Raw genomic sequence first — 19,787 nt, 5'->3', positions numbered from 1 at the left:
CTTATTGTAAGCTTTTAAAAATTCTTCCTGCTGCATAGCCTCCATCCACAAGCAGTGTCTGGCCCGTCACATAAGAAGACTGGCTGCTGGCGAAATAAACGACTCCATCGGCAATTTCCTCCACGAGTGCCGCTCTGTTGAGTGGACTGTAGGAAATCTTTTCTTCATGCTCTTTTCTGGCTGTTTCGGTTGTCAGGGTGTTCATCAAAGTATCGGTTTCCACTAACCCCGGCCCCAGTGCATTCACCCTGATGCTATGGGGCGCCAACTCCAGCGCCAGGACTTGGGTGAGCATTTTCACCCCTGCTTTGGATGAGCAGTAATGCGCAACACCCGGTCTGGCGACTTCACTCGCTGTTGAACTGATATTCACCAGCCTTCCTTTAATGTTCCGGTCGATCATTGTTTTCGCAGCCGCCTGGTTCAAGAAAAAGACAGCCTTTAAATTCAAATCCAGAACGCTGTCCCATTCAGCTTCTGTGATTTGCAAGAACGGAGTCGAAGGGTAGATACCTGCAGAATTGATGACCACATGAATGGCGCCGTACGACTCGATTGCCTGTTCGATCACTTTTTCCCGAAAAGATGCTTCGCACAGGTCTCCTGCCTGTGTGTTAATCTTTTGGTATGACCGGTCCTTTTTTTCCAGCCCAGCCTTAACCTCAGATAGTTTCTCTTCATTGATATCCACCAGGCAAAGGTTCGCTCCTTCATCAGCAAATCGTTCCGCGATCCCCTTTCCGATCCCGGAGCCTGCTCCTGTAATTAAAACGGTCTCACCTCTGAATAACTCATTGCCCATTTTTTCACACCTCAATTTGAAAAGAATAGGTGCCAACAGAAAATCATAGACACCCTTCGTTCATTATTTTCCAAAGAACGGTTCCAAACTTTCCTTAGGCACCGGCTTTGTCACTTTACTAACAGCTATTAACAAGATGGTAGACACGAGAACTCCAGGTATCACCTCATTCAAGCCGAATGGTTTATCCAACAGGAACCAGAGAAGGACCGTCAATACCCCGCCGATCATTGATGTCAGTGCTCCTGCCTTTGTGGCACCTTTCCAATTCAGGCCGAATATGACAAGCGCGAAGAAGAAACTTGCGACCAATGAGGCCTGGACCATGACGATAAACTGCACCATGTCGAAAGGTTTTACCGCAAAAGCCAACGGGAATAAGGATAGGACCACGACCGCAATGCGGTTCAGCCTCATCTTCTGCTTGTCTGTTGCTTTTGGGTTAATGACCCCATAGATATCATGGGAAATACCCGAAGCGGAAACGAGCATGACGCCTGAAACGGTACTCATGATGGAGGCGAGAATTGCTACCATGAGAAGTGCTCCTACCAGTGGCGGCAGGACATTGATCGCCATGATCGACGAGGCGCTGTCCCCTGTATTCAGCATCGGGAACAGGGAACGCATCGCCATGCCGCCCAGACAAACCGAGACACCGACAATTACTTGGAAGATGAAAGAGAATCCGATTGCCAGGCGAACCGTCTTTTGACTTTTCAACGTATACATCCTTGCCAGCTCATAAGGGGAAATCGCCATCGCAAAACCGAAAGCAAGTCCGAAGCCAAGGAGATCTTTGAAACCAAAGTGCCAGCCTGTGATAGCAGGATCCAGTTCTGTCAGGAAGCTTCCGACAAAATCATATCCACCCGCTTGACTGAATAAAAGAGGAATTGCAGCAAAGAAGCAGCCTGCCATGATCAGTGCCTGAACGAAATCACTATACGCCGTCGCTTTCATTCCGCCTTTCATTGTATACACCATCGTGATTGCAATCGTGATGAAAGCCCCCCATACCATCGGGATTCCAAAGATGGTTTGCATGACGATACCCCCTGCTACATACTGTCCAATCAGATACACTGTATAAGCGACAATGATCAGGACCGCTGCAATGACTTTCCCGACCTTCGAGTTATAACGCTTTTCAACATAGTCTGGCACAGTTACACCTTTAAAACGTTGAAATTTTGGTGCAACCCATATGGCAGATACCAGCCATCCAAGCCAAAGTCCCGGCCAGAACCAAATATAGCTGGCGCCCGTTAAGTAATGGACACCCATCGTTCCAACAAACGTCCCGGCACTCATTTGAGTCGCTGCCAATGCGGCACCACCAATGACTGCACCAATCGACCTTCCGGCAACCAGGTGGTCCTCACTCGTCTTATTGCCTCTTCCAGCCCACATTCCGATTCCAAGAACAAATACAAAATAACCAATGATCACATAATAGAAAACCGGACTAATCTCAAACATTCTTACCCCTCCCTCTCATTCTCTCTATCATTCCTCTTCCTTCGAATTCATTTTCAGCGCCCAAATAAAGTAACCGGAGATAAAGACGACAGCATAGATGACCAGCCCCCAAAATGGTGTTCCCACTAAGCAGCAACTCCCTTCTTCTTACTTACTTCAGACCTGAACCATACAGCGATAACCGCAATAAGAGCAATAATGACAGCCCATGAAGTAACATTAAATACATTAAAGGTACCTGCACCATCTCCGAAAACATACTTTACATGAGAAGGAATGTTCATAATATGGCTGTCCACCTTATTGCCGACATCTTCTATGACAACCGGGAATGAATTTTTATGGACTTGTTCCCCTTCTGGAGCTTCAAAAGTTATATGAACAATGTTGCTATTTCCTTGAGCAGGGAACATTGGGACAAACAGAGGTGTGGTATATACATTCTCTTGAAGTGATAAATCATATTGAAGTTGGTACGTGAACTCGTCCGGAACATTTTCGGGAGGAGTTACCAATAATTTGCTAAGAGACTCCCCTTTCTCCCATACATATTCCAGTTCTTGACCATTTGCGGAAACAATGAGGTTATCAATCTGGCTGCTTTCCAAGTTTGAAAACGTATGTGAGATACTTTCTTCAATCCCAGTTGCATTAAACAAAGAAACGTTCTCAGTAATTTGGTATTGTTTGTCGCTTCCGGCTTTCACCTGGATATCTGCTTCTTTCAGTATCGTCGGTTCTGCCGCCATGGAAGGTGCTGCTGAACAAAATAAGAAGATAAGAACTAGAACCAGTACCTTTTTCAAATAACCCACCTCTTTTTAGATAATAATGATTATTCTGACATTTTTCGATAAAAAAAAATCAACCTACTCCCCAATCGTATGACTGCTTATGAATCTCCAGGAACATAGAGGATTCCGTAGACTCAATTCCATCAATTTTGCTGAATTCTTCTTTAATTATCCGATATAAATCCACATTGCTCGTAGTAATCACTTCCACAAACAAGTCATATCTCCCTGTAGATGCAGCTACAAAGCGTACTTCCGGGATTTCTACCAACTGATCAATGACAGCTTGCAGCTTGTTCATCGTCACCTTCATACCAAACATGGCGACAGATGGCATTCCAGTAATAAAAGGATTCAAAACCCCCACTATTTTCAAGATATCTTGGTCCATCACACGCTGCACACGATTTCGTACAGTTCCAACTGTTGTATTTAGCATTTCTGCAAGTTCTGTATAAGATAACCTTCCATCTTTCTGCAAGAGTTTAAGCAATTGAATATCAAGCTCATCCAAATCCTGGGGTTCCTTTTGTTGGATTTTCATTTTAAACACCTCCTTTTTGAATTTTTTTCAATTATATTATACAAATATTGAAAAATCAATAATATTATTATAGTTTTTTTGATTTTTATTCAATTAATAGAAAAATTAATGGAGATTCATTGCCTTTCCTGCCAACGAAACACGTATCAGCCGGAGACCGCTGATAGTTACTATCTGGCTTTTGTAGGTTTTAAATGTGTCCACTAGGAAAAGGTCCCTTGCTACTCAGCTAAGCATACAGAAAAGAGACGTATCACAGTGACACGTCTCTCTCGCATGAAGAAAAGTTGATATCGGCAGATGAGGAATAGGATCTCTAAATTATCTAGAGTCGACGAAAATGGCAAGCCAAAGTACTCCAATAAGACTTATGGCAATATCAACTACTCTTCAACACCAGACAAGATTCTTCAAGCTGCTCAAGCTCTAGCGGTAATAAGCACAAAGCCGCTTATGCTTATTGAGAAGAATGATAGTTACGACATCAATGCGTAAGTAGTGTTGAAGATTGAGAGAAAGGAGGTGAAACGGAATGGCTAAAGCATTGGAACTGCAATTTCTTACCCAGCTTGGAAAAACAGCCCGCATCTCAATTGATGCACTGTTGAGCCTGCAAATCCTGTCCAAGTGAAACAGGAAATGGACACAAGAATCGCCAAAAATGTCTTTCAAAGCAACAGTGGTGCTCTTGTATCTGCTGAGGGAGCTCGTGTGATCGAGGGCAATTTCCTGTTTGGTAGAATCAGATAAGCCATTACTGTTTGATAAAAGAATCTTCAATAATAAGTGTACCGTCATTAGTGTAATCACTCGTTAAATCTATCACTCTATTCTTCCATTCTGTTCCTAGAACGGCACTATTATTCTTAAAGGGGAAAATGTCTTAAATGCAAAAGATTATTCTGGGCAAAGTAAAAACACCATTCCCTCGATCCGTTATCGAGTAGAACGGTGTTTTTTATATATTACAAGTTATTATGAATGGATGCGTCTGATCCTTTCACATGTAAAGAGGCTCTCCGGACAAACAAGAAGTAAGATAAGAAGGCCAAAAAGCTTGCAGACAAGATAATAATCCCCATTGGAAGAGCGGAGTACTCACCCGCTACTCCAACAAGTGGAGCTGTTAAGGAACCAAGCAGGAACGGTAACACCCCTAATAAAGCAGATGCACTTCCTGCAACATGCCCTTTCGTTTCCATTGCCAGAGAAAATGCCGATGTTCCAATAATACTGATGGACATGACTAAAAAGAAAATAGGAATCGCTACATATAGAATCGGTGCCTTTAGTAAAAGGGCCGTTAGCAATAATAGAGCAGCTGTATTGGAAAGCCCTAATCCAATTTTCAAGAATGTTTTTTCCGGTATATAATCTGATAATCGACCAACCATTTGAGTTCCTATGATTAAGCCAACTCCATTTACTCCAAATAAGAAGCTGAATACTTGAGGGGAAACGCCATAAATGTTTTGGTAGACAAACGAAATACCTGACACATAAGCAAAGATACCTGCTGTTGTAAATCCTTGAGTAAAGGCATATCCTGCAAATTCACGGTCCTTTAATAACAATCCAAAGTTCGTAATGACCTGCTTGAAATTTCCTGGTATCCGTTTTTCAGTTGGTAACGATTCTTCAAGTTTTAAGCTAACAATTAATGTGAAGACCATGCCGATACAAGCCAGGACAATAAAAACTCCTTTCCAACTCGTAAACGTCAGAATCGCACCGCCTGTAATTGGCGCAATAATGGGTCCAAGATTTCCAACCAACATTAAAGAAGCAAAAAACTTCGTTAGTTCCCGCCCACTAAACAAATCCCGTACAATGGCTCGTGAGATCACCAGTCCCCCTGCAGCTGCAAAGCCTTGAATAAAACGGGAAACGATCAGTGTATAAATATTTGGTGCGATGGCACAAATGACAGAGGATAAAAAATACAAAGTGAGGAAGATGAGCAATGGCTTACGACGACCATGTACATCACTCATAGGTCCTATAATTAACTGACCTAATCCGAGTCCTAATAAACAAGTGGTTAAACTAATTTGGACCAATGAAGCATTTGTGTGAAAATCATTAACAATCGTAGGAAATGAAGGCAAATACGTGTCAATCGTAAATGGACCTAAAATGGCAAGTGACCCCAACAGCAAAGCTAGCTGTATTCTTTTAGTCTTTGATAAGTTCAATTTTCAATCGCCTTTCTCATGAAGTAGATTAATGGTTTGATAATATCTTTGTTATTGTATAACTTTCTGCAAGGTTTATCACTTAATATGCAACATAATCATTTGAGGTTTATCGGAGACGGTTCTCATTTGACTATTTGTGACTTTTTGCATAAATGTTGAAATTTCTTCTTGCTGCCTAGGAAAAAATAATTATTCCCCCAATTAACGCATGAGTATAATGAAGCGATGGGGGGATCCCGATGATTTTAAAGGGACCGTTATGTATTTAGCTTCAGAGGCTTCGAATTATGTGCATGGGCATTTGGTGGCTGTTGATGGGGGTTGGCTTGGGAGGTAGTTCAATATCGGTGGGTAGAGTGGGGACAGTCCCAATTCTACCCGACCCTCTTCCCCTTTCTCCCGTTAAGTAAAATCGGAATCGAACCTGATCTGCCCGTCCAGGCAACTCCAACTATCCAAATCAAGCCCCAAGTGATTGCCTACCTCGCCAATTAATGGACGGTACCCAAACTGTTCCTAGAACCCGACCAACTCAATAGTAAATTTCCATATTTATGTAAAAAGAAGCAAGAGAACCGTCCCCTTGCTTCCCCTTGCTTCCCGTCTGTTAAAATAGGAGTATACTATCGGTTCGTTGGAGATGATAAATTGGACTACTCAGTGATCGGGAAAAAAATAAAAGAATTAAGAAATGTGGTAGGACTTACCCAGGGGGACTTGGCAGAAGGGATCTGCACTCAGCCATTGATCAGCCGCATCGAAAAGGGGGATATATATCCGAGCGCCACGGCATTATATCAGATTTCCATGCGGCTTGGAGTCGATGTGAACTATTTCTTTGAAATCGGGACGACACCCCGGATCGATTATCTCCGAGAGGTAGAAAGACAACTGAGAACGCTCAGATTGAAACGGAAATTTACTGAAATGATGGAAATGGTCAAGACGGAAGAAAAAAATCCATTCTTCTATAAAGACACCGAAAGACTTCAGCTGCTTTACTGGCATAAAGCCATCTATCTCTTCGAGGTGGAGAAAGATCATGAGTCTGCCTTTTCTTTATTGAATGAGGCATATGACCTGACAGCCCATCAGAAAAAAGCAACCACTGAAAAAGAGATGGAAATCCTTATGACCTTCGGGACGTGGGAAACCCTATTAAACCATCATGAAGAGTCGTTATGCTACTATCAAAAAGTCGAAGCACTCATGAACCATTCGAAACAGCTTCATGATAAAACGATTAAGACGCGGTTATTTTATAATATGGCCCGGGGCCTCACTGAATTAAGCCGCAATGAGGAATCCATCAAATACTGTCATAAAGCCATTACATGGTGCCTGGAAGAAGAGCATCTATGGGGGCTTGGAGAACTACATTATCATATAGGGTACAATTTCGAAATGCTAGGAGACAATGAAAAGGCACTGCCCCATGTGGATAAGGCCATTCAACTGTTCCAATTAAGAAATGATGATACTCATAAATCATTCCTTGAAAGGAGGAAGCAAGAGATTATTAGTAAGATCAGAGGTGAGGATTAAGTGGGGATGAGCCAGTTCATCCTCCCCTCGATTCATGAAGTGGGATCATACGGATTTATTTGGTTTAGTATCCCTTTGGATGCTCTCTGTGCCAATTCCAAGCATCCCCAATGATCTTCTCCAAAGAATCAAACTGTGGATGCCAGCCTAGTAAACTCTGAGCTTTATCCGAAGAAGCAATCAACACCGCTGGATCTCCGGAACGTCTTTCTTTTAGCTCTGAAGGGATTTCATGTCCGGTTACTTTCCTCGCCACATCAATTACTTCCTTAACAGAATACCCGTTTCCATTCCCAAGATTAAACACATTGCTATCATGATCTTCCCTTAAATATTCCAGCGCTTTATAATGAGCAGATGCTAAATCCATTACATGAATATAATCTCTCACACATGTTCCATCAGCTGTTTCATAATCATTTCCGAATATATAAATCTTCTCTCTCTTTTCAAGGGGTACTTCGAGGATTAGAGGGATTAAATGAGTTTCTGGATCATGATCTTCTCCTATCGTTCCACTCTCATGTGCCCCTGCTGCATTAAAGTATCGAAGTGAAACATAATGAATCCCATAGGCCTGATCGAACCATTTCATCATTTTCTCCATGGCTAACTTTGTTTCACCATATGTATTGGTTGGGTTTGTTTCATCCTCTTCAAGAATCGGAATATTCTTCGGTTCTCCATATGTAGCCGCTGTGGAAGAAAATACGATTTTGTTGACGTTGTTTTCTTTCATCACGTCCAAAAGACAAAGCATCCCATAAACATTGTTGTGATAATATTCAAAAGGCTTTTCCATACTTTCTCCAACCAAAGAATTGGCCGCAAAGTGGATGACCCCTTCAATAGTATGAGTTTTAAAAATATCGGATAGAGCTTCTTTATCCCTAAGGTCGATCTCATAGAAATGTTCAATATCCACCGCGTCCCTATTACCACTCTGTAAATTGTCTACTACAACGACTTCTTCGTTTTGATCTAAGAAGTACTTTAATGTGTGGGAGCCTATATATCCTGCTCCGCCTGTTATTAAAATCGTCACTCATCTTCACCGCTTTCTTTTAAACTATGCTTTGTTGAAAAAGGTTGTTGATCTACTCTAATACATTCCATGCTAAAATAAACATCCTTCTTTATTACTACTGATAATAAAAATGAACCAGTTATTTACTATCTTAAACTACTATTTGGCTGACTTCTATTTTCATATCATTAGATCTCTAATGTTTTACTTTGGTACCCCAAATATGAATCCGCAAACGTTTATACCACCTTTTACATGGACTTATTAAATGAATCGTAACAACTCTCTGCATGCTTCTCACTCTTTCAAGAAAGATTCCAGACTATGCTTGAAAAAAGCAGGATCGGTACGTCCAATGTGGCAGCCTTCTTCCAAGGTTAGGACCCATTAATATTGTATACCGCCTTCGTTTCACCCATATTCCTTATATCCAAAAGGGTTACTACGGTCAATGATCCATCAAAACATATTAACCTAAAAGTGGTCTGGCTATTATGTCAGGAAGCCGGTCGTCACATGATGGCTCAAGGAGGAGGCAAAATCATCAACACCGCTTCCCTTCTCTTTTTCCAAGGAGGAAGGATTGACCGATCCTTGACCGGATTCCAGCGGATTGATGGGAGATCCGAATGATTTCAAGGGGAACCGTCCATAGAACCTCTCAATCTTCTCTTAAAATAACCAAAAGTAATTATACTATTAATTAATATTTTCACCTATTTTTATAAGGATACTATTATTAGTGCACCTAAAATATATAAAATAAGATATCGTGCAACGAATTACTTGTTGACAAATACAACAATACAATGATAATAATATTATAATTATTAGAATAAAAGGAGATACTATGAAAATCGTCGGTTCCAAAGAGGCAGGTTTATTACTTGGATGGGATACACGAAAAGTTTCAACTTATAATAGTCGAAATCGATTCCCTAAACCTATCTTGACCATGGCCAGTGGCCCACTTTGGTTCAAGAAGCAAATTACAGTATTTTATAAGCATGTTATTGAAAAAAAGAATGTTTATTACTCCAAAGGAAATTCACTATACCTCTGCAAATATGGTCATGAACCATCACCATGCTCATTCAATTTAAACACCTTTCAATTGGAGAACAACTATTTTCTTTTTGACTCTATTGAAATTGACTCTCTTATAAGTAGTTTGCAAACTACTCAATCCAATGCTCTAGAGATCTTTCCATTTATAGTGGAATTGTTTGTATTGAGAGACTTTAACCTCATATCCGAAGAAGTAATCCATTCATATGTAAGATATTTAGACTCAACTGAAAGCCTGGCCTTAATTCTTAAAGAGTATTAATAATAAGCATAGTTGGAGGCTTTATATTTATACAAGTCTGAAAAGTATTCCGAACAATCAACATGTAACATAGAGAATAATTTTAAATAGAGAGGATTCATATACCATGAATACAAAACAACTGGGAGCAATGATTAAAGACCTACGAAAAAAAGTAGGATTAACTCAGAAAGAACTGGCAGCAGGAATTTGTACACAAGCACAAATCAGTAATATTGAAAATGGTGAGTTGAACATATCAAGTATCATGCTATACAATTTATGCAAAAAAATGGGCGTAGAAATGAACTATTTCTTTGACCTGTCCTCCACCCACAAAGATGAGCGAATCGTTTCAGTTAAGGACTTAATTAGAAAGCTCATAAGGAAAAGAGACTATCATTCCATCGCTTATATAATTAATAAAGAAAAAGAAAGTCAAGAATTCAAAAGCATTGATGACAAGCAATTCCTCCTCTGGCACGAAGGCATTTGTGATTACTATATTGAAGGGAATGCAGAACAGGCTATTTCGAAGTTAGAGAAATCCATTGAGTTAACAAACTCAAATCAAGAAAATTATACAGAAAGAGAAATCGAAGTACTGAACAGCATTGCCATCATATTAACCGAAAAAAGAAGATACGAGGAAGCCTTAGTTATTTTCAAAAATGCAGTTAATCACTTAGACATACTCCCTAGTACTGAAGATGAGAATATTAAACCCAGGATTCTATACGGGATGAGTAAATGTCTGACAGATATGAAAAAATTCAAAGATTCGCTGCATTATTCAAAGTTAGGTAAGCAAATATGTATAGACAACCAAACTTTGTATCTACTCGGGGAATTTCTGTATCAAATCGGACGTAATTATATATCATTATCCAATAAAAAGATGGGGATGGATTATCTCAATCAGGCCATATCCCTCTTTAAAATACAGGATAATTATAAATTTGCAGATATTATTATAAGTGAATTGGAAGAAATGGAAATTATGTATTGATATATTTATATTTTTCCTTTATTATTTTAGTTGGGGGTCAAAAGTATTAGACCTTTAGAAAATAATGGGGGTAAAGAGATGAAAAAACTACTAGGAGTACTTTTATTTACAACAATTTTATTCAGTACTGCTACTACTTCCTTTGCAGAAGAATCTGTAATCGAAGCTGCTACTATAAGCATACAATCCACTGATCTGCCACACCAACATTAAAATATGAAAAAAGACTGACAACATGTCAGTCTTTTTTATTCTAATCAAAAAACACTACTTTTCTATCAATTCTTTAACCTTCCTTACTATTCTCTCTTCTATTTTATCATCAACAGAAATATATTCCTTTGCCAACAGTTTCAATTGGGGAAGCTCCCCTATTAGTACAGAATGTGTCGCCTTCTCAAATAATTTCTTGTCATTAAGATCATTTCCGAAACAGATAAAATCCGTAGAATCAAAACTCGTCTTTATTAAACCACTCATTTTATTTACTTGTTTATAAGTTAAGTCCAATATCCCCTCTGTTGAATGATAATGGATCGTAACATCTAATTGTTGAAGATATTTCGATAATGCTGAGAAGTCAAGACAATTCAACACAACTATTTTCACAAAGCATTTCACCTCATTTACTCCGACTCTAGACGCAAGTCCATTGATATCTACATTCTTTAAGAACGGGTTATCCAGAGACAAGTTATGAGCATAGTTCCAGGTGTCATCGATTAGGTAATCAGCATGAAATTCCTCCAATAAACTTATAATCCTTTCAGCTAGTCTGACAGGGATCCCTTCAACATGGTCTAATTGATTTCCTTTAACAATCATGGCTCCATTTGCACCAACTAATAAGTTATCATGAAACCTTCTATCCAGTACTGGCAACATGTCTCTCCACGGCCTTGCTGAAGCAAAGCAAATCGAATGTTCTGAATCCTGCAATTCAAACAAGAGATCCATGATACTCTTTGATATTGGCATTCCTTTAAAGCAAATCGTCCCATCCAGATCAAACACAAAATTCATATTATTGCCCCCTAATGATTATCAACTTGAACGACAATAAATTCGTTCACTTGAACTTTATGACGAATCCGAGATTGTAAATCCCTCGATATACAATAATCCTACTTAGTTCATCTTTTAGCTCCAAAAAATATCCCAGCATACAGTTACTGGGATATTTGCTCTCATTAGACCAAGATATTCAGTTATTCATCAAGAAGGTACAGCGCTGGTCATATCAACAAAGTATTGAACAATGTTCTTCATTCTTTCATTAACTTGATGCTCACTTTCTCCTGAAACCAGAACCATCCCTGTGCGCTGAACGGTACTAAGCCTTGTATCAGGCATCTTTTGACCAGGCTTCCAATTATAATGAACCTCTACAACACCAGCCTGTTCCTTCATACTGGATTTACTCGGCAATTCTTTCGTGTCGGGAGAGATAGAAGGCAAGTAAACCCAGCCGGTGTACTCTTTCGTACCCGTCTTTTTATTTACAGTCACTTTTTCTCCGATTGACAGTTTAATGAGCACTTCAACAATATCAATATTGAACATGTGCTTGAACTTCTGTGCAATCATTCCCCCTCCAATTCTCGCTCCACATTCGCTGAAGGTGATTTCTTCTGTCTCCTTATTGTAGAATAACTCTAAGTGGAACACTCCGTCTTTTAAACCCAGAGTTTTTAGCGTTTTGGATAAGAAAATATCAAGTCGGCTATATAGATCTTTATGAACTTCAGGGCGCAGAGTGATACTTTGTACCAGCGCTCCTTTTTGAATATTAATAAGAGGTGCCCCGTATTTGGATATGGCGAATAATTGAAGTTCCCCCTTGGACATCCAGCCGTCCACATGCCACTCTTCTCCTTCAATGTACTCCTCGATCACCATGCTTTGGGGCAAGCTCTTATCTTCAATATGCTTAGCTGCGATTTCCTCTAGTTCCCCTTGGTCATGAACTTTGTACGTGTGAGCTGTGCCTGCTCCTGCTACCGGCTTAAAGATAATTGGAAAGGGGTATTCTTCATTGACCTTCATCTTTGCCACATCATCAATATGCCAGGATTGCGCTACCGGCACGGTACCTCGCAATAATTTCTTCTGATAATATTTATCCCTGAATGCAATTGCGACCATCGGATCAATAAATGGTTTTGAAACCACACCACTTAAAAAGGATGAGCTTACTAACGTTGTTTCAAAAGGTGAAATAACCGACTCAAATGATAGCTTACCTTCTCTTGCCAGTGCACTTAAAATTAACTCATTCTTTGTATTATCCTGAGTAAAGACCCGACTTTCTCCTTCTTCACAAGCCGGCAGATACTCAGGTTTGTCCCATGGATCCACAAGAGACACAATATCCATCCCTAAACGTTTACACGCTTTCACCACTTCTTCTTTATAACCAAAACTTAATAAAGTCTTTTTCATGTTCTTTATTTCCTCCTTTTCATTACGCAATTTGGTCTCTCGCCATCTCATTCTTTGCTTCAAGAGAAGGCAATATTTTGATAAATATCGACATTCCTCCAACAGCCATCATGGCAAAGATCGCTGTCATCACAACAGGCGGCAAAAAAGCACTTAAGGATATGCTTAAATAAGCAATCAAATAGGATAACCGGATAACTAAATCATTAACGGCAATATACGAGCTTCTGAGATGATCCGGCGGTAACACCGCAAGATAAGACTTATGCGGCGCATAATACATCAATTCACCGATCGATGCGATCAGCATAAACAAGATAAGGATGGCTGCATTATTACTTATCGATATGGCAACATAACCTACTGAGAATAAAGAGAATCCAATTAGCCATACGTGTTTGTTCTTAAATCTGCTAACGAGTCTGTTAATAAAAAACATAAATATGACGATGATAATGGTATTTTCAGCTCTTAAAATCCCAAGGGCATTAATCCCATCAATCTCAAAGTTTAAAAATGGCACGATGCTTTGGGGTTCCATACTCTCACTAAGTTTAATTCCAATGTAATTCGGCAGCTGGAACTCCAGAGAAACGATAAGTAAATAGGCCACCGTAAACAAAAGAAATAGCTTGTCTTTTAACACAACGCTGTATTTCTGGATAATATCTTTTGCAACACTAACTTTTTGCAAAGTTCCTTCCTTATTCGGCACATACGTCTCTGTGATAAAGAAGGTAACGACTATAGCAGAAATTAAATGGGCAACAGCTAAGAAAGCAAACAATTCGAAAAGGTAATCTTTAAAGAGAAACCCTCCCAGTAGACTTCCCAGAGCTGCTGCCATGTTATTGGACCAGAACGTCACACTATACATGAAATTCCGGTTATCGGGAGTACTTACGTCAATCAGCATGGCACTTGCAGCCGGCCCCGAAAACCCCATACAGATGTTTGAAATCAACAGCATCCCAATGGTAACCAAAGCAGCCGTTTGATCTGAATGAATGAAGGGGCTATTAACAAAAGCCATGATGGCGACGGCTAGGAACCGGGCTATTTCGGAATAAGCCCATAATTTTTTTCTTCCTATTTTGTCAGAGATATATCCTCCATAGAAGCTTGCAACGATCCCGATCGTAATATTGACCGTTAATAGCAGACCCGTTAATCCTGCACCCAGTTTCTGAGCAAAATAGATGGCCATGAAAGGAAATATCATCCCTGAGATAGTGTCAGAAAAAAAGGTTTCAGCGACCCTCAGTCTTATATTTGGATGAAGTTCTCTAAATTTCATGTTTATGACTTCCTTTTACTTTAATATTCAGGACATCCTTAGAAGAATGGCTCAGACGGTCTTTAAGAAGAAAAAATACCCGATCAACAAAGAACAGCTTTTATTCGTCGTACACCACTAGAAGAACTTTCTTCTTTTTTAATTTTAAACTTACCAAGTTCCCCAGTATGATCTGCATGAGGCCCCCCACAAATTTCCTTCGAGAAATCTCCAATAGAATAAACTGTTACAACCTCATCATATTTAGATGAGAACAGGCCGATCGCACCTTCTTGCTTCGCTACATCCACCGATAGTTGTTCACTCTTAATGGAATGATTTTTACTGATTTCCTGATTAACTAAATCTTCTATTCGTTTAAGCTCGTCCTTAGTGACTTTTCGATCAAAAGAGAAATCAAATCGTAGGCGCTCAGTTGTAATATTGCTACCCTTTTGTTCAACAGAATCCCCTAGTATTTCACGCAATGATTGATGCAATAAATGGGTGGCAGTATGAAGCCTCGCTGTTTCAACCGAGTTATCAGCCAAACCTCCTTTAAATTTCTTTTCAGCACCCAACTGTGACTGCTTACGATGGTTTTCGAAGTGAAGGTTATATTCTTTCATGTCTATTCCCAACCCTTTTTCCTTGGCAAGCTCCAACGTCAATTCAACCGGGAAGCCATATGTATCGTATAATTTGAATGCTGTTTTACCGTCAATTTTAGTGCGATTACTCATTTTTGTGACGACTTTCTCAAACTCTTTCATCCCCTGCTGGATCGTTCGGTTGAATTTCTGCTCTTCAAGCACGATTTGTTCCAATATCCTATTCTTGTTGTGAAGGAGTTCAGGGTAGATGTCTTGATATTGCTTGATGACCACTTTGCAAATGTCTGCAATTTTCCCATCTTGGATTTCAAGTAACTTTGCATGTCTGGTTGCTCTTCTGATTAACCTTCTCAGAACATAGCCTTGATCAGTATTGGATGGAGTTACCCCCTGCCTGTCACCCAAGATAAATGTGGAAGTCCGCAAGTGATCAGAGACAATCTTTATAGAGAGCTGATCTTTCTCACTAAATTTTTGTTTCCCAGAAAGTTCCTTCGTAATGTTTACTATGCCAGAAAACAAGTCCGTATCGTAAATGGTGCCCCCGTTCAATGCGATTAAGATTCGTTCCATCCCCATCCCAGTATCAACGTTCTTTTGGGACAAAAAGTTATAATCCCCATTTTCATTCTTAAAATATTCCATGAATACATTATTCCAAATTTCAACGTATTTCCCGCAGCTGCAAGATGGGTCACAATCAATCGAACAATATGGCTTCCCTGTATCATAAAACATCTCTGTATCAGGTCCACAAGGACCGGTACTTCCGGCAGGCCCCCACCAATTTTCTTCTTTTGGCATAAAGAACAGATGGTCCTCCGGTACCCCCAAGCTCTTCCACAACTTGAATGATTCCTCATCTCTTGGAGCATCTTCATCACCTTCAAATACGGTAAAGTACAACTTTTCTTTCGGAATGCCGAGCCATTCCGGCGAGGTTAGAAACTCCCAGCTCCATCTGATTGATTCCTGCTTAAAGTAATCACCAAGCGACCAATTTCCTAACATCTCAAAGAACGTACCATGGGTATCGTCTCCTACATCTTCAATATCTCCTGTTCTTATACATCTTTGAACATTGGCTATTCTTGTCCCTTGGGGGTGAGGCTCTCCCAACAGATAAGGCACTAACGGCTGCATTCCAGCCGTGGTAAACAGTACAGTGGGATCATTCTCCGGAACGATTGAATAATCAGAAATAATTTTATGTTCTTTCTGCTTAAAAAAATCAAAATATTTCGTGCGTATTTCTTTAGAAGTATATTTCTTCACGATCAAGTTACCCTCTTTCTGTTTTATATATAATGCTTATTAAATATATTACTACAAAATATAGATTGTTTTAATAGTTATAATTAAATTTATATTAATCCATTTCCCTATATCTTTCAGGCTAAAGTCAATTCTTCGATTTCCTTGATTAAATCTTCTATTAAAAATAGCGGTATACCATAAGTAGAAGTTAATTCCTTCTTCATTAGGCGTTTATCTTGGTTTTTATTTTTCTTTATATATTTCTTTGCCTGGTTTATTCCCTTTCCGATACTATTAATATATTTGTTTATTTCGTTCACAATCCATTCATTATTGTTCGAATTTATCTCGTTATCAAATCCTTCTAATACTTTATATACCGAGTGGTAAGTATCATTCAACTTCTTGAATTCCTTCCCTCCGTGACAAATTAATTCATTTGCTAGATGTCGAATAATCGATTTTAGGATATACCCTTCCTTTTTATTAGCAGGCACAACTCCTACATCGATGAGTTTAAAGGCACCTCTTACTAGATTAATAATTTTCTTCGATTCTGCCTCTCCCAAACCTATGCCAATTAATTCATTAATCAACACTTGAAATTCTGGTAATTGATAAGTCTCATTATTCGATTGATAAGCAGCTATCCTTTCTAGGCCGAACCCAAGATCAAGATATTTGTTCTCATGTTCTTCACTCTCAACGATAATCAGGTTTCCAAGCTGAAGATATTTGTCACAAGGACATTTAATATCGCAGTGGGAACCGCAACTAGGAATGGAGGGATTATCGCATACAATCGTCAACCCTCTCCCGGTAAAGTTATACCCTTCTCCATATGTCCACCTGGTTGAGTATTGAAGAGCTTCCCCTACACTAACCTTTTCTAGGTTTTCTCTTAAGGGAGATGTCTTCCATGCCCGTTGTAAATCTGTATCGTCTTCTCTTATTACTCCGTATATTCGTTCAGAAGGAATCTTACATATATCGGTTAAAAAAGAAATGAAATCGTTTAGTACTTTATCTATCGAGTCTATCATAGCTACATTCCCCACCATTTTGAAATAGAGCATCATAGCTGGATTATCTAGGTCACCATTCGCCCTGAAGCAATCTTGCACCTGAGCAGTATCAGGAATGAATTCTCTATTATTAATGGCATCTTTAAACAACGCGATTGTAGAATTCACTAATAGAAGGGTGGGATCATCCTTAGACAATATAGGTTTGTTTCCATATATTCTGTATCCTCTTTCTTTATAAAACTTTACATAAGCAGCTTCTACCTCTTCAACTGATGCAATCTCTATCATATGACTCCCCCTCACACTATGATCAATTACTTTCATACGGATAATATATATTAATAGTCTAAAAATATCAATATTTTATATTGAATCATTATAAATATTATAATTTTAATTATATTTTTAGTTGACTAGTATAATATTTTGCAATATATTTACATAAGTGGATATTTTCACAATTATTTTATAACCAGAAAGGTTGTTAACTTATGCCCAAAACTTCAATCAACCCAGCTTCCATGTCTTATGTAGATCTGTTGTCTTACATAGAGGAAGTAAACAGATGCCCAGGTGGCAAACGTTCCATCAACAACATATTATCTAAAGCATTGTTACCTGATAACGCTCAAATTTTAGAGATTGGATCTAACACTGGATTTACTTCTATCGAAATTGCCAAAATGAAAAAATGTAAAGTAGTCGGAATTGATGTAAACCCTCAGGCCGTTGAAAAATCCAAATACCTTTTATCTAAAGAACCTCAATTCATTCAAGATAGGGTTTCTTTCCAAGTAGGAGATGCAGCGGATCTTAAATTTGAAGATAACCAGTTTGACCTGGTTGTAACAGGAGGGGCCAATACATTCATTCCTGAGCATGACCGGGAGAAAGCCTTATCCGAGTATAGAAGAGTGCTCAAACCTTATGGTCTCTTATCAGTTACTCACTTGTTCTATCATAAAAACGTTCCTCAAGAGGTTCTGAATAACCTAAAAGAAGTATTAGGCTTTGAGGTAAAACCTTGGACTAAATATTACTGGTTAGACTTGCTCCTTAAATCGGGACTTGAGCTATATTCATTTGAAGAAACAGAGATGCAGGCTCGTTCTTCCGATGTATTACAATCATTCACTTCAAGCTTGATTGATAGCTCACCAGCACTTGCAGATTTTGATTCTGAAACAAAAGAAAGCTTCAATAAACGATGGTTTGAGATCATGAATGTGTTCAATGAAAATCATCGTTATCTATCCTTTATGACGGTTCTCCTTAGGAATCAGTATGTTGATGAGCAACAAGAATTATTCTTAGAAAAGGGTACAATCGATCCATGGAATCTTACCGGACCAAAGTTATGGGGAGGGGACAATTAATGAGTACTTCCATTAAGGAAAAGTTGATGCCGCCTAAATCCTGGTTAAATACTGATTCCCATTACAAAATTGCATTACAAAATGAATGGTATAAAAAGCTTGTGATCCTACAAGACGAGATCAATCATTCTTCTTGGGAATTCTTCAGAAAGAAAGGCATCCGAACCGTCAGCTTGCCTATTACAACGGGCTCAGTGACGAGCCCTATGGGACTAGGAAGTGATTCCCTACCGGTTAAGATCAACCTTGAAGGTGTTGAAACCTACTTATCTGATTCTATGCAATTCCACCTTGAGTATCTATTAAGATATTTAGAAGATGGCGTTCACTACATCATGCCTTCTTTTAGAGGAGAGCTCGCAGACCAACGTCATTTATGTCAGTTTTATCATAGTGAAGCAGAGATTATGGGTAGTTTAGAAGATGTCATCCATTTAGTAAATGAATACATCTATAACCTATGTTCGGATTTACTTGAGCGCATCCCTGATTTAATAGAAGAATTTGCAGGAACGCTAGATCACGTACACAGTATTGTAAATAAGAAAATGGTCATTCCAACCATTACGTTCGAAGAAGCGGCGAAAATTCTTGAAGACAAACCGGAGTACATTGAACACCATCAAGAGGGGTTCAGAACGATTACATCTGACGGTGAGAAGAAGTTGATTGAAATATACGGCGGTATGCTATGGGTAAGCCATTATGATTACATATCGGTGCCATTTTACCAAGCTGTTGAGGAAACAGGTAAATACGCTAAAAATGCAGATTTACTTTTCGGCATTGGCGAAGTAGTTGGAGCTGGAGAAAGGCATGTAAATGCTATTGAAACCAGAGACTCCCTTGAAATGCATGGACTGAGTGAAGCTGAATATGAGTGGTATGTATACATGAAGGAAAAGCATCCTTTAAAAACCTCTGGATTTGGAATGGGGATTGAGCGTTTTCTTTTATGGCTGACCCAACAGGACGACATTCGTGACTTCCAAGTCATCCCAAGATTTAATGGGATAACCATCAACCCTTGATTTAGAAAATGAATGAAACGAAGAGGAGGTGAATAAACCTCCTCTTTCAGATT

The 19,787-nt window shown here is 39.2% G+C and carries 20 protein-coding genes and 2 pseudogenes; 11 read left to right on the top strand and 11 right to left on the bottom strand.

Annotation, left to right across the window (positions count from 1 at the left end; all coding sequences use genetic code 11):
- Nucleotide 1 precedes the first annotated feature (1 nt).
- The 4 genes from ATG71_RS06200 to ATG71_RS06185 all read right to left on the bottom strand — a co-directional run bounded on the left by ATG71_RS06200 (nt 2) and on the right by ATG71_RS06185 (nt 3,622).
- Nucleotides 2–802, bottom strand: coding sequence for an SDR family NAD(P)-dependent oxidoreductase (locus ATG71_RS06200; RefSeq protein WP_098438879.1), 801 nt, complete (start codon nt 800–802; stop codon nt 2–4).
- Nucleotides 803–865: 63 nt separating this feature from the next.
- A complete protein-coding gene (locus tag ATG71_RS06195) occupies nt 866–2,284 on the bottom strand; it encodes a sodium:solute symporter family protein (RefSeq protein WP_098438878.1) in 1,419 nt (472 codons plus the stop codon).
- 125 nt (nt 2,285–2,409) lie between these two features.
- A complete protein-coding gene (locus ATG71_RS06190) occupies nt 2,410–3,090 on the bottom strand; it encodes a hypothetical protein (RefSeq protein WP_098438877.1) in 681 nt (226 codons plus the stop codon).
- Nucleotides 3,091–3,148: 58 nt separating this feature from the next.
- Nucleotides 3,149–3,622: an Lrp/AsnC family transcriptional regulator gene (locus tag ATG71_RS06185; protein WP_098438876.1), complete on the bottom strand. Its 474-nt coding sequence runs from the start codon at nt 3,620–3,622 to the stop codon at nt 3,149–3,151.
- A 300-nt stretch (nt 3,623–3,922) separates the two neighbouring features.
- On the opposite strand from ATG71_RS06185, the gene ATG71_RS06180 reads away from it, so the two are divergent.
- Together ATG71_RS06180 and ATG71_RS23655 are read left to right on the top strand one after the other, a co-directional pair.
- On the top strand, nt 3,923–4,117 hold the full coding sequence (locus ATG71_RS06180; RefSeq protein WP_098438875.1) for a DUF1659 domain-containing protein: 195 nt from the start codon (nt 3,923–3,925) through the stop codon (nt 4,115–4,117).
- Nucleotides 4,118–4,261: 144 nt separating this feature from the next.
- Complete coding sequence (locus ATG71_RS23655; protein WP_286162926.1) at nt 4,262–4,372, top strand: DUF2922 domain-containing protein; 111 nt, start codon at nt 4,262–4,264, stop codon at nt 4,370–4,372.
- Between the two features lie 215 nt (nt 4,373–4,587).
- On the opposite strand, the gene ATG71_RS06170 is transcribed toward ATG71_RS23655, so the two are convergent.
- On the bottom strand, nt 4,588–5,817 hold the full coding sequence (locus ATG71_RS06170; protein ID WP_098438874.1) for a multidrug effflux MFS transporter: 1,230 nt from the start codon (nt 5,815–5,817) through the stop codon (nt 4,588–4,590).
- 226 nt (nt 5,818–6,043) lie between these two features.
- On the opposite strand from ATG71_RS06170, the pseudogene ATG71_RS06165 reads away from it, so the two are divergent.
- From ATG71_RS06165 to ATG71_RS06160, 3 genes and pseudogenes are all read left to right on the top strand, one after another.
- Nucleotides 6,044–6,157, top strand: a pseudogene (locus ATG71_RS06165) (SDR family oxidoreductase); the annotation flags it as partial.
- Complete coding sequence (locus tag ATG71_RS23315) at nt 6,142–6,315, top strand: hypothetical protein (protein ID WP_179886475.1); 174 nt, start codon at nt 6,142–6,144, stop codon at nt 6,313–6,315. The pseudogene ATG71_RS06165 and the gene ATG71_RS23315, both read left to right, overlap by 16 nt.
- Before the next feature lie 153 nt (nt 6,316–6,468).
- The gene (locus tag ATG71_RS06160) at nt 6,469–7,365 is read left to right on the top strand and encodes a helix-turn-helix domain-containing protein (RefSeq protein WP_179886474.1); all 897 of its coding nucleotides are present in this window, start codon (nt 6,469–6,471) and stop codon (nt 7,363–7,365) included.
- Between the two features lie 64 nt (nt 7,366–7,429).
- Here the strand turns inward: ATG71_RS06160 and galE are convergent, their stop codons facing one another.
- Entirely contained in the window at nt 7,430–8,410 is a 981-nt protein-coding gene (gene galE / locus ATG71_RS06155; RefSeq protein ID WP_098438871.1) for a UDP-glucose 4-epimerase GalE, read from the bottom strand.
- A gap of 450 nt (nt 8,411–8,860) precedes the next feature.
- Between galE and ATG71_RS23650 the strand changes: the two are divergent.
- The 4 genes and pseudogenes from ATG71_RS23650 to ATG71_RS23645 form a co-directional block, all read left to right on the top strand.
- Nucleotides 8,861–8,971 (top strand): annotated as a pseudogene (locus ATG71_RS23650) (2-deoxy-D-gluconate 3-dehydrogenase); the annotation flags it as partial.
- A 271-nt stretch (nt 8,972–9,242) separates the two neighbouring features.
- Complete coding sequence (locus ATG71_RS06145; RefSeq protein ID WP_098438870.1) at nt 9,243–9,722, top strand: hypothetical protein; 480 nt, start codon at nt 9,243–9,245, stop codon at nt 9,720–9,722.
- A 106-nt stretch (nt 9,723–9,828) separates the two neighbouring features.
- Entirely contained in the window at nt 9,829–10,710 is an 882-nt protein-coding gene (locus ATG71_RS06140) for a helix-turn-helix domain-containing protein (RefSeq protein ID WP_098438869.1), read from the top strand.
- A 78-nt stretch (nt 10,711–10,788) separates the two neighbouring features.
- Nucleotides 10,789–10,923 carry a hypothetical protein gene (locus tag ATG71_RS23645; RefSeq protein ID WP_286162925.1) on the top strand — a complete coding sequence of 45 codons (135 nt, stop codon included), beginning with the start codon at nt 10,789–10,791 and terminating at the stop codon, nt 10,921–10,923.
- A gap of 54 nt (nt 10,924–10,977) precedes the next feature.
- Here the strand turns inward: ATG71_RS23645 and ATG71_RS06135 are convergent, their stop codons facing one another.
- The 5 genes from ATG71_RS06135 to ATG71_RS06115 all read right to left on the bottom strand — a co-directional run bounded on the left by ATG71_RS06135 (nt 10,978) and on the right by ATG71_RS06115 (nt 17,615).
- The gene (locus ATG71_RS06135; protein ID WP_098438868.1) at nt 10,978–11,733 is read right to left on the bottom strand and encodes an HAD hydrolase family protein; all 756 of its coding nucleotides are present in this window, start codon (nt 11,731–11,733) and stop codon (nt 10,978–10,980) included.
- 192 nt (nt 11,734–11,925) lie between these two features.
- A complete protein-coding gene (locus tag ATG71_RS06130) occupies nt 11,926–13,152 on the bottom strand; it encodes an ATP-grasp domain-containing protein (RefSeq protein ID WP_179886472.1) in 1,227 nt (408 codons plus the stop codon).
- 22 nt (nt 13,153–13,174) lie between these two features.
- On the bottom strand, nt 13,175–14,449 hold the full coding sequence (locus tag ATG71_RS06125) for an MFS transporter (protein WP_098438866.1): 1,275 nt from the start codon (nt 14,447–14,449) through the stop codon (nt 13,175–13,177).
- 83 nt (nt 14,450–14,532) lie between these two features.
- Complete coding sequence (locus tag ATG71_RS06120; RefSeq protein WP_286163119.1) at nt 14,533–16,317, bottom strand: alanine--tRNA ligase; 1,785 nt, start codon at nt 16,315–16,317, stop codon at nt 14,533–14,535.
- Between the two features lie 116 nt (nt 16,318–16,433).
- Entirely contained in the window at nt 16,434–17,615 is a 1,182-nt protein-coding gene (locus ATG71_RS06115; protein ID WP_179886471.1) for an alanine--tRNA ligase-related protein, read from the bottom strand.
- Nucleotides 17,616–17,818: 203 nt separating this feature from the next.
- Between ATG71_RS06115 and ATG71_RS06110 the strand changes: the two genes are divergently transcribed.
- Nucleotides 17,819–18,703 carry a class I SAM-dependent methyltransferase gene (locus tag ATG71_RS06110; protein WP_098438864.1) on the top strand — a complete coding sequence of 295 codons (885 nt, stop codon included), beginning with the start codon at nt 17,819–17,821 and terminating at the stop codon, nt 18,701–18,703.
- Nucleotides 18,703–19,734 (top strand): asparagine synthetase A, encoded by a 1,032-nt coding sequence (locus ATG71_RS06105; protein WP_098438863.1) that lies wholly within the window; start codon nt 18,703–18,705, stop codon nt 19,732–19,734. The genes ATG71_RS06110 and ATG71_RS06105 overlap by 1 nt, the downstream gene beginning before the upstream one ends.
- Nucleotides 19,735–19,787 lie beyond the last annotated feature (53 nt).

Origin of the sequence: Bacillus sp. es.034, from assembly GCF_002563655.1 — a bacterium.
GTDB lineage: Bacteria > Bacillota > Bacilli > Bacillales > Bacillaceae_B > Rossellomorea.
Note: the sequence above shows the minus strand (reverse complement) of the source record. Positions and strands in the feature narration are given on the sequence as shown.